At 72.8% G+C, this 10,105-nt stretch carries 11 protein-coding genes; 2 read left to right on the top strand and 9 right to left on the bottom strand.

Annotated features, from left to right (window positions below; translation table 11 throughout):
* Positions 1-214 precede the first annotated feature (214 nt).
* The 3 genes from ACIP4P_RS36805 to ACIP4P_RS36795 form a co-directional block, all read right to left on the bottom strand.
* Entirely contained in the window at positions 215-1,012 is a 798-nt protein-coding gene (locus ACIP4P_RS36805; RefSeq protein ID WP_400926208.1) for a DUF3710 domain-containing protein, read from the bottom strand.
* Between the two features lie 69 nt (positions 1,013-1,081).
* Complete coding sequence (gene dut, locus ACIP4P_RS36800) at positions 1,082-1,549, bottom strand: dUTP diphosphatase (protein WP_350513730.1); 468 nt, start codon at positions 1,547-1,549, stop codon at positions 1,082-1,084.
* On the bottom strand, positions 1,546-2,127 hold the full coding sequence (locus ACIP4P_RS36795) for a PaaI family thioesterase (protein WP_400926231.1): 582 nt from the start codon (positions 2,125-2,127) through the stop codon (positions 1,546-1,548). Before ACIP4P_RS36795 ends, dut begins: the two co-directional genes overlap by 4 nt.
* Before the next feature lie 133 nt (positions 2,128-2,260).
* Here ACIP4P_RS36795 and ACIP4P_RS36790 point away from each other — a divergent pair, with 133 nt between their 5' ends.
* Complete coding sequence (locus ACIP4P_RS36790) at positions 2,261-2,710, top strand: DUF3093 domain-containing protein (protein ID WP_400926205.1); 450 nt, start codon at positions 2,261-2,263, stop codon at positions 2,708-2,710.
* A gap of 331 nt (positions 2,711-3,041) precedes the next feature.
* On the opposite strand, the gene ACIP4P_RS36785 is transcribed toward ACIP4P_RS36790, so the two are convergent.
* The 4 genes from ACIP4P_RS36785 to ACIP4P_RS36770 all read right to left on the bottom strand — a co-directional run bounded on the left by ACIP4P_RS36785 (position 3,042) and on the right by ACIP4P_RS36770 (position 7,233).
* Positions 3,042-3,341, bottom strand: coding sequence for a DUF4193 domain-containing protein (locus ACIP4P_RS36785; RefSeq protein ID WP_030057692.1), 300 nt, complete (start codon positions 3,339-3,341; stop codon positions 3,042-3,044).
* Between the two features lie 507 nt (positions 3,342-3,848).
* Complete coding sequence (locus tag ACIP4P_RS36780) at positions 3,849-4,832, bottom strand: acyl-ACP desaturase (protein ID WP_350513728.1); 984 nt, start codon at positions 4,830-4,832, stop codon at positions 3,849-3,851.
* A 267-nt stretch (positions 4,833-5,099) separates the two neighbouring features.
* The gene (locus ACIP4P_RS36775; protein WP_350513727.1) at positions 5,100-6,410 is read right to left on the bottom strand and encodes a HAMP domain-containing sensor histidine kinase; all 1,311 of its coding nucleotides are present in this window, start codon (positions 6,408-6,410) and stop codon (positions 5,100-5,102) included.
* Positions 6,411-6,579: 169 nt separating this feature from the next.
* Positions 6,580-7,233 carry a response regulator transcription factor gene (locus ACIP4P_RS36770; protein ID WP_030285473.1) on the bottom strand — a complete coding sequence of 218 codons (654 nt, stop codon included), beginning with the start codon at positions 7,231-7,233 and terminating at the stop codon, positions 6,580-6,582.
* Positions 7,234-7,676: 443 nt separating this feature from the next.
* Here ACIP4P_RS36770 and ACIP4P_RS36765 point away from each other — a divergent pair, with 443 nt between their 5' ends.
* Complete coding sequence (locus tag ACIP4P_RS36765; RefSeq protein WP_030057688.1) at positions 7,677-7,862, top strand: hypothetical protein; 186 nt, start codon at positions 7,677-7,679, stop codon at positions 7,860-7,862.
* 152 nt (positions 7,863-8,014) lie between these two features.
* Here ACIP4P_RS36765 and ACIP4P_RS36760 read toward each other — a convergent pair whose 3' ends face one another.
* Together ACIP4P_RS36760 and ACIP4P_RS36755 are read right to left on the bottom strand one after the other, a co-directional pair.
* Positions 8,015-8,833, bottom strand: a complete 819-nt coding sequence (locus tag ACIP4P_RS36760; RefSeq protein ID WP_400926200.1) for an inositol monophosphatase family protein — start codon at positions 8,831-8,833, stop codon at positions 8,015-8,017.
* A gap of 33 nt (positions 8,834-8,866) precedes the next feature.
* Positions 8,867-10,009: a ferrochelatase gene (locus ACIP4P_RS36755; protein ID WP_400926197.1), complete on the bottom strand. Its 1,143-nt coding sequence runs from the start codon at positions 10,007-10,009 to the stop codon at positions 8,867-8,869.
* Positions 10,010-10,105 lie beyond the last annotated feature (96 nt).

Raw genomic sequence — 10,105 nt, 5'->3', positions numbered from 1 at the left:
CTCCGGGCGCTTCGTTCTTTCGTGTTTCCAGCTTATCAGATGTTTTCCGCTCCGTTTTCCGGAGTTTCATTCATCGGATTCACTTTCCGCTTTGTTGCCCCGGTCTCCCGCGGCGACTCCGGAACTGTACGGTGACCGGCCCGTCCCATGCAAATCGCCTCCGCCCGGGGGTCCGGGCGGAGGCGATGCAGGTGCGGGACGGGCCCGGCCGGGGTCAGCGGACCTCGGTGATCTCCGGACCGCGCGCGAACGGGTCCAGCGAGCCGTAGCGGTTCTCGCCCTCGGCCGCGGCAGCCGCGGCGCCACCGCCGTCGGCGACCATCTGGGCGTCCTCGGGGAGCTTCAGCACGATCGGGTCGCGCGGCGCCATCGGGGTCTCGCCGCGCACGACGACGGTCTGCCGGAAGACCTGCTCCAGGATGCCGGCCATCTCGGGCTGCACGGCGGCCTGGCCCGAGATCACGCCGCGCAGGAACCAGCGCGGCCCGTCGCACCCGACGAAGCGCACCAGCTGCACGCCCTGGGTGCCGTCCTGGAGCTGCACCGGGACCTGGGCGCGGAGGTGCCAGCCGAGCGGGCCCTCCTCCTCCTCGATCAGGCCGCCCTGCGAGGTGATGCCGTTGGCGATCTCCTCGCGGACCTCCCCCCAGATGCCCTCCGACTTCGGGGCCGCGAAGGCCTGCAGCTGGATGGCGCTGTTGCCGAGCACCAGGGTGGCGGCGACGATCGCGTCACCGGCGACCTCGACGCGCAGCTCCATGCCCTCGACACCGGGGACCAGCAGACCCCCGAGGTCGACTCGCCCCTCCTCCGGGGTCTCCAGCTCGGAGTGGTCCCACGGGCCGTCCGGCCGAGGGGCCGGCGGCAGGCCGACCTTGTCGGCCGGGTCCAGCTCGGTCACGTTCTCGCTCTCGGCGGAACCTTCGACGTCATCGGCCGGCTCGTCGGCGCTGATGGCGTCGTCGGCGAGCTGCTCGACAGCGTCCTCGCTCTTCTGGCGACGACGGAACACGGTCACTGTCCTTCCCGGTCCAAGACCGATGCGAATACCTGCTCGGCTTCCTGCGAGGCCGCGGGAATGCTAGACCCCTGCGTGGCCACCGGTCGACCCGAACCCGCCCTCGGCGCGTGCCGACCCAGGCAGCTCGGCCACCTCGTGGAAGCGGGCCTTCTCGACCTGCTGGATGACCAGCTGGGCGATCCGGTCCCCTCGGCGGAAGCTGACCCCCTCGCGCGGGTCCAGATTGACGACGATCACCTTGATCTCTCCACGGTACCCGGCATCGACCGTCCCCGGGGCGTTCACGAGAGCAACTCCGCAACGAGCTGCCAGCCCGGAGCGCGGGTGGACGAAGGCCGCGTAGCCGTCCGGCAGCGCGATGGCGATGCCCGTGGGGAGCACCGCCCGCTCGCCCGGGGCCAGCTCGGCGTCGACGGTGGTCCGCAGGTCGGCACCGGCGTCCCCGGGCTGCGCGTACGCGGGCAGCGGCAGCTCGGCGTCGATGCGCTTGATCAGGACGTCCAGCTGGGGACGGGGGGTCTCGCTCAAGGGTTCACCTCAAAGGCTCGGGCGCGCTTCATCAGATCCGGGTCGTCGAGGACCTTCTCGATGTCCTCGGCACGACCGTGCGTGGTGAAGTGTTCCAGCTTCACCTGGATGAAGAGCGCCTGAGCACGCACCGCGACCGGTCCGTCCGGGCCGCCGATCCGCGCCTCGGCGGCGCTGTAGATCTTCCGGCCGTGCACCCCGGTGACCCGGGCGCTCAGGTACAGCACCGAGCCGACGGGCACCGGGCTGAGGAAGTCGGTCTCCAGCCGGCCGGTCACGGCGGGGGCGTGCAGCAGCCAGTTCAGCGTGCCGAGGGTCTCGTCCATCGCCGTCGTGAGGACGCCGCCGTGGGCCAGCCCGGGACCGCCCTGGTGGACGTCCCGGACGGCGAACTCGGCCGTGACGTCCAGGCCCTCGCCCGCGACCGCGTCGATCCGCAGACCGCCGGGGTGCGCCGGACCGCAGCCGAAGCAGTGTTCGTAGTGGGAGCCGAGTCGGGTGCCGGGGGCGGGCGCCTGGGGGTGGCGCTCCGGGAGCACGGCGTCCGGCGGCGGGGTGGTCGGGGTCGGCGGCAACACGGGCGCCGACCTGTCGGTGGGGGTCGTGGGGGTGGTCGTACCGGTCACGGCAACCCAGCCTACCCAGGGGTAGCAAGGCCTCCGGTGGGGGTGGCGTGCCGCTCCGGGCGTCAGGGCGCCCACAATGGAGGGCATGTACGACGAACGCCTCACGGTGCCGCGCTCCTGGTGGCTGCTCCCGGTCGCAGTCGGTCTGACCTTCGCGCTGATCCTGATCAGGGTCGGCGGGCTGGCCGCCCTGGTCGGCCTGGTGGCCGGCATCGCCGCCGGCGCGGTGGCGATCAGCAGTTACGGCTCGGCCCGGATCCGGGTGGTGCAGGGCTCGCTGGTGGCCGGACCGGCCCGGATCCCGGTGGACGCGCTGGGCGCCGCCCAGGCGCTGAGCCCCGCCGAGGCCGCGGCCTGGCGCGGCCCCAAGGCCGATCCCCGCGCCTTCATGCTGCTGCGCAGCTACGTCCCGACCGCGCTGCGGGTCGAGGTGAGCGACCCGGCCGACCCGACGCCCTACCTCTATCTGTCGACCCGCTCGCCGATGAAGCTGGCCGAGGCGCTGGAGGAGGCCCGGCGCGGCGCCCGCACCTGACCGGTGCCCCTCCCGCCCCGGGGATGACCCGGGACGGCCCGGAGACGGCCCGGGAACAGCCCGGGAAGGGCCGGGAACGAGCCCTGAGGGCTCCGGCCGCCGGACCCGGAGGATCAAGCCCCGGAAAGACCGAGAGGGACGGTTCCGCTGTTGCGGGACCGTCCCTACGACTTTGTCCGGACCGGCACGCGGCCGACCGACTCCGTCCTCCCGGGTCCGTCCGCCAGGACGGTCCGCGGACCTGCCGTCCGGCCCCGCTGCCCGGGGCCGGAAGGGGCTGTGTGCCGGTCCCGCGGGAGCCACGGGGACCTGGCGCTGTCCGCTGCGGTGCTCAGGCGCCGCAGTCCCGGCAGATCGGGTTGCCGTTCTTCTCGCTGTACAGCTGGCTGCGGTGGTGGACCAGGAAGCAGCTCATGCAGGTGAACTCGTCGGCCTGCTTCGGCAGCACGCGGACGGCGAGTTCCTCGTTCGAGAGGTCGGCGCCGGGCAGCTCCATGCCCTCGGCGGCGTCGAACTCGTCGACGTCGACCGAGCCGCCGCCCTTGTCGTTACGGCGTGCCTTGAGCTCCTCGATGCTGTCTTCGTTGAGCTCGTCGTCGGTCTTGCGTGGGGTGTCGTAGTCGGTTGCCATTTTTCGCTCTCCCCCTCCGGGTTTGTGCGGTGTGTGCGGTATCTCCAGCGCACGTAACGCATGGGGGGTCGGTCTTGTGCCCGACCCGAGGCGGAGATTTTGCCTTACTTCAAGCCCCGTTACTCAATCGACACTCAGCCGGGGCTCCGTTGGGGTGATCCTCCGGGCCGCGAAAGGCCTCACGCTGGGCCATCACCGACCCGTCGCGCCCCGGTCGGAGCGGCGACTCACAGTGAGCGGAAGCCGTACTGGTGTCCGTCAAATCCCTTGTCCACCAGGGCCGCCGACCACCCCCGTGCACCGGCGGCAGGCCGGATTCCGGTCACGGACGGCGATCGGCACCCCCAATGGGGTGATCACTCTCCGAGGTCACCCGACATCGCGGAGCGACACGGTGTGACCTTAGTCACGTTCAGAATCTTCCAGGGCAAATCACGGAAAATCCACCCACTCCGCCCCCTCGATCAGGGGGCGCGGCGGCCCGGCGGGAGCGCCCCGGGGGGCGCCCTAGCCGGCGTTCCGGCGGGCCTCCCGGCGGGCCTGCATCGCGGCCTGGCGCTCCTCGAACTTGCGCGCCTGCCCGTCCAGACCGTCCAGGAACACACCCAGCTCGTTCTGCGCCAGCAGGCCCTCCGGACCGAGCCCGCCGACCTCCATCACCTTCAGCTTGCGCAGCACCGGCTGCAGCACGTCGTCGTGGTGGATGCGGAGGTTGTACACCCCGCCGAGGGCGATCTGCGCGGCGGCGCGCTCGAAACCGGGGATCCCGTGCCCGGGCATCCGGAAGTCGGTGACCACGTCGGCGATGGCCCGCATGGCCTGGTCCGGGGCGATCTCCATGGCGGCCTTCAGCAGGTTCCGGTAGAAGACCATGTGCAGGTTCTCGTCGTTGGCGATCTTCGCCAGGAGCTGCTCGCACAGCGGGTCCCCGGCGTACTTGCCGGTGTTGCGGTGCGCGATGCGGGTGGCCAGCTCCTGGAAGGCCACGTACGCGACCGAGCGCAGCATGCTGTGCGCGTTGTCGGACTCGAAGCCCTCCGACATGTGGTTCATCCGGGCCCGCTCCAGCTCAACCGGGTCGACGGCCCGGGTGGCGAGCAGGTAGTCGCGGATGGCTATCCCGTGCCGGCCCTCCTCGGCGGTCCAGCGGTGCACCCAGGTGCCCCAGGCGCCCTCGCGGCCGAACATGGTCGCGATCTCGTGGTGGTAGCTGGGGAGGTTGTCCTCGGTCAGCAGGTTGACCACCAGCGAGACCCGGCCCAGCGGGGTCACCTGCGACTGGTCGAGGCTCCACGCCTCGCCGCCCAGCACGCCGTCGAAGTCCCGGCCCCGGCTCCACGGGACGAACTCGTGCGGCATCCACTCCTTGGCCACCCCGAGGTGGCGGTTGAGCTCCTTCTCCACGACCTCTTCGAGGGCCAGGATCAGCCGCGCATCGGTCCAGCCGCTCGTTCCGAGCGCGGGGCTGCTCTGCACAGGGGCGATGGTCACGGGCTTGCTCCTGGGGGACGGACACGCGCGGGACGGGCGCGTTGGGCGGACACGCGTCGTTCGGGAGCCGTCGGCGGACAGACCGGCGGTCGCACTTACGGTTGCGTAGGTTACGACACCGTAAGTTGCTCGGGGCGGAAATGACAAGCCGCCCCCGCCAGGCCTTATGTCGTCTTGACGGGCCTGACGGGGGCGGCTGGGAACGGTCGCGCACGGAGGGCGGCAGCGACCAGGGCCGATGTGGACTGGGACGTGTCCGGAGGCGCCCTAGGGGGACGGGATGCGCACGCGCATGGTGAGGCCGCCCCCGGCGCGCGGGGTGGCCTCGACGGTGCCGCCGTGGGCGCGCACCACCGAACGGACGATGGACAGGCCGAGCCCGACCCCCTTGTCGCTGCGGGTGCGGTCGGCGCCCTTAACCCGGCGGAACGGCTCGAAGATGTGCTCCAGCTCGTACTGCGGCACCACCGGACCGGTGTTGGAGACCACCAGCTCGCCGCCGCCCGGCACCGTGGCGGTGGCCAGCTCGACCCAGCCGCCCGGGGTGTTGTAGCGGACGGCGTTCTGCAGCAGGTTGAGCGCCAGCCGCTCCAGCAGCACCCCGTTGCCGGCGACGACCGCCGGATCGAGCTTGGACCGCAGCTCGACCTCGCGCTTGTCCGCCTCGCCCCGGGTCTGCTCCAGCGCCCGGGTGGCCACCTCGGACAGCTCCACCGCTCGGCGGTCGGTCAGCTCGTTCTCGCTGCGGGCGAGCAGCAGCAGGCCCTCGACCAGCTGCTCGCTGCGCTCGTTGGTGGCCAGCAGGGTCTTGCCGAGCTGCTGGAGGTCGGGTGAGGCGGCCGGGTCGGAGAGCTGGACCTCCAGCAGGGTGCGGTTGATCGCCAGCGGGGTGCGCAGCTCGTGCGAGGCGTTGGCGACGAAGCGGCGCTGGGAGTCGAAGGAGCGGTCCAGCCGGTCCAGCATGTCGTCGAAGGTGTCGGCGAGCTCCTTGAGCTCGTCGTCCGGGCCGTCCAGCTCGATCCGGCGGTGCAGGTCGGAGGAGGCCACGTCACGGGCGGTGCGGGTGATCCGGCCGAGCGGGCGCAGCACCCGGCCGGCCATCGCGTAGCCGGCCGCGAAGGCGATCACGGCGAGGCAGACCAGCACGGTCAGCAGCTTGCGCAGCAGGGTGTTCAGCGCCGCGGCCGCCTGGATCGACTTGTTGTCGTTCAGCCACTGGTCGAGCGCGCTCTGGTTGGTGAGGACCTGGCCGTCCGGGGTGAGCACGGAGATGCCCGGTCCGGTGAGCCTGAGGTGGGGCTGGCCGACCTCCTGGAGCGACTGCTGGACGAAGAAGTACATCACCAGCAGCAGCACCACTCCGGCCATCAGGAACATCCCGCCGTAGAGCAGGGTGAGCCGCATCCGGATGGTCGGGCGGAAGGGGAGCCAGGCGAGCAGGCCGTCGCCGGGGACGTAGGTCTCGTGCTGGTGCGGGCGGGGCTGGCGCGGCGGGTGCGCGGGCCTGGGGGGTACGGCACGCGGGCCGCCGGCGGGCGCGCCGGAGGGCCCGCCGGCCGGGGGCGGCGGGGTGGTCATGATGGTCCTCTCGGGCGTCCGCCGGGGCGGGCGCTGGGTACGGCGGGGAATCCTCGGGGGCGGATTCCCGGGGTCGGTTCCGTCGGGGACGGATTCCCGGGTCCGGCATCCGGGGCGGTCTGGCTCCGGGGGTCGGGCTCCGGCGGTCGGGCTCCTGGGGCGGATCCGGTCAGATCCGGTAGCCGGAGCCGGGCACGGTGACGATCACCGGCGGGTCCCCGAGCTTGCGGCGCAGCGTCATGACGGTGACCCGCACGACGTTGGTGAACGGGTCGGTGTGCTCGTCCCAGGCCTTCTCCAGGAGCTGCTCCGCGGAGACGACGGCACCGCCGGCCCGCATCAGCACCTCCAGGACGGCGAACTCCTTCGGGGCGAGCTGGACGGTGCGGCCCTCCCGGATCACCTCGCGCCGGCCGGGGTCGAGCGAGATGCCGGCCCGCTCCAGCACCGGGGGCAGCGGGATGGTCGCGCGGCGGCCCAGCGCCCTTACCCGGGCCACGAGTTCGCTGAAGGCGAACGGCTTCGGAAGGTAGTCGTCGGCGCCGATCTCCAGGCCCTCGACCCGGTCGCTGATGTCGCCGGAGGCGGTCAGCATGATGACCCGGGTCGCCAGGCCCTGCTCGACCACCTTGCGGCAGACGTCGTCGCCGTGGACCAGTGGGAGGTCCCGGTCCAGGACCACCACGTCGTAGTCGTTGACCGCGATGCGCTGGAGCGCGGCCTCCCCGTCGTACACCACGTCGACGGCCATCGCCTCGCGGCGCAGGCCGGTCGCGACGGCCTCGGCAAGCAGCTGCTCGTCCTCGACGACGAGAACCCGCACGGTCGTTGTCCCTTCTCCAGGCCGGCCCCGGAAGCGGACGCACGGCTCCGACGGTGCCTCCATCCTGCCTGGTCCTGCGGTAAAGCAGCGATAAGCTGCCCCTCGGGCAGGAAGCCGGACCGTGCGACGGTGACCGTTCGTGTCGGGACCGCTCCGCTTGGACTGTGACACGGGCAACTTTCTTCGGCGGCGAGGTTTCCCGGCCTCCGGGGCGGGGAGGACAGCTGCACACCCGCGATCTGGCCCTCGGTCGATCGCACCCACCCGCCGTGCGTTCATCCGCGCCGGCCCTGGGGCTGGGACGTCACCGGGAGCGGCCGAAGGCCGTCTCCGCGCCCGACCGGAGATCCATCACCTGTCGGCCCGGGCGCATTCACCGGCTGGACCCTCCTCGGGGCGGAGAGCGCACGACCGTGCACGTCCGACACAGTAAGGGGGCCCGTATGGACGCCTTCAAGGCCGGAATCCTGCAGCGCATAGCCAACGCCGAGCAGGACCTGCACCGCGCGATCGAGGCCGGGGACGAGTTCCTCGCCGAGGTGGAGCAGTCCGAGCTGGACGACCTCCGTCGTCTCGCCGCCGAGCACGGTGTGGACACCGTGCTGGAGCGCCACCGCACCGCCGCCTGACCCGACGCCGGTCCTCCGGCACCAGCGGCCCTGCGGGGGCCGTGCGAAAACCCAGGCCCTGGCATCCCCCGTATGCCAGGGCTCTTCGCATGCCCGGCGGGGCCCCGGGAACCGTTCGGGTTCCCGGGGCCCCGCTCGGTCCGCCCGGACGCTCAGTCCGCCCAGGCGCGCAGCGCGGCCAGCCGCTCCTGCAGCGGCTGGTAGACCCCCGGGGCGGCGGCCACGGTCAGCTCGCCGTCCGGGCCGTGCCCGGGGCGGCCGCCGACCAGGGCGCCGGCCTCGGTGGCGATCAGGCAGCCGGCCGCGCGGTCCCAGGGGGCCAGGCCGCGCTCGTAGTAGCCGTCCAGCCGCCCGGCGGCCACGTCGCAGAGGTCCACCGCGGCCGCCCCGCCCCGGCGGATGTCCCGTACCTCGGGCATCAGGGCGAGCAGCACCTCGGCCTGGCGCACCCGTACCGGCTGGACGTAGTTGAAGCCGGTGGCGATCAGCGCCTGGCCCCAGGGCGGGGCCGGGCGGGCGGCGAGCGGCCGGCCGTCGAGGCGGGCGCCGCGGCCCAGCACGGCGTGGAACAGTTCCCCGCGCGCCGGGGCGTACACCACCCCGACGACGGCCCGGCCGTCCACCTCGGCGGCCACGCTGACCGCCCAGGAGGGCAGCCCGTACAGGTAGTTGACCGTGCCGTCGAGCGGGTCGACGACCCAGCGCACCCCGCTGCCCCCGGGGCGCTCGGAGCCCTCCTCGCCGAGGTAGCCGTCCTCGGGGCGGCGGTCGGCGATCAACTCCACGATGAGCTTCTCGGAGGCGAGGTCCATCTCGGTCACCACGTCGACCGGGCTGCTCTTGGTACCGGCCACACCGAGGTCGGCGGGGCGGCCGTCGCGCAGCAGGACGCCGGCCTGCCGGGCCACGTCCAGGGCGACGTCCAGCAGGTCGTCGAGCAGCCGGTCGTCGGGCAGGGCGGGGGTGGACACGGGATTCTCCTCCGAAAGGGGGTCCGACAGGGGTCAGCGCTCGGCGGCGGCCGGGCGGGGGGCGCGCGGGTTGGGGCAGCAGGCCACCGCGCACACGTCGTGGCTGGGGCCGAGGGCGCCGAGGGCGCAGCGGGTCACGTCCTCGCCGCGCTCGGTGGCGGCCCGCTCCAGGACGAGCTCGCGCACGGCGGCGGTGAACCGCGGGTCGGCGCCGACGGTGGCCGCGCGGGAGACCGGCAGGCCCAGCTCGGCGGCCTTGGCCACGGCCTCGGTGTCGAGGTCGTACTTGACCTCCATGTGGTCCGAGACGAAGCCGATCGGGACCATCACCACGGCCGGCGCGCCGTCGGCGTGCTGGGCCTCCAGGTGGTCGCAGATGTCGGGTTCCAGCCACGGGATGTGCGGAGCGCCGCTGCGGCTCTGGAACACCAGCCGCCACGGCCGGTCGGCCGCACCGGTGCGCTCGGCGACGGCGGCGGCGATCAGCCGGGCCACGTCCAGGTGCTGGGCGACGTAGGCGCCGCCGGGGGTGCCCCGGGCCGGGTCGTCCGGGGCGCCGGAGGTCTCGGCCATCGCGTCCGGGATGGAGTGGGTGGTGAAGGCCAGCCGGGCGCCGTCCCGCACCCCGGCGGGCAGCTCGGCCAGGGCGGCCAGGGTGGCGTCGATCATCGGCTGGACGAAGCCGGGGTGGTTGTAGAAGTGCCGCAGCTTGTCGACGGTCGGCACCGGGCGGCCCTCCTCGGCGAGCACGGCCAGCGCGTCGGCCAGGTTCTCCCGGTACTGGCGGCAGCCCGAGTAGCCGGCGTAGGCGCTGGTGGCGAGCACGGCGATCCGGCGGTGGCCGTCCGCGGCCATCTCCCGCAGGGTGTCCACCAGGTAGGGGGCCCAGTTCCGGTTGCCCCAGTACACCGGCAGGTCCAGCCCGTGCTCGGCGAAGTCCTTGCGCAGTGCGGCGAGCAGCTCGCGGTTCTGCTCGTTGATCGGGCTGACCCCGCCGAACAGGAAGTAGTGCTTGCCGACTTCCTTCAGCCGTTCCTTGGGGATGCCGCGGCCCCGGGTGACGTTCTCCAGGAACGGGACGACGTCCTCGGGGGCCTCGGGCCCGCCGAAGGAGAGCAGCAGCAGGGCGTCGTACGGGGCGGCGCCGGAGGGGGAGGGTTTGCGCGCGTCGGGCATGCACCGATCCTGCCACTGCGGGGCCGGGCGCAGACGCCGGGGCCGCGCGGGCGTCCGGAAAATACCATTTGCCAAAGTACGTAAGCTGTCTTGACC

The sequence above is a fragment of the Kitasatospora sp. NPDC089509 genome (assembly GCF_044749365.1).
Lineage (GTDB): Bacteria > Actinomycetota > Actinomycetes > Streptomycetales > Streptomycetaceae > Kitasatospora.
Note: the sequence above shows the minus strand (reverse complement) of the source record. Positions and strands in the feature narration are given on the sequence as shown.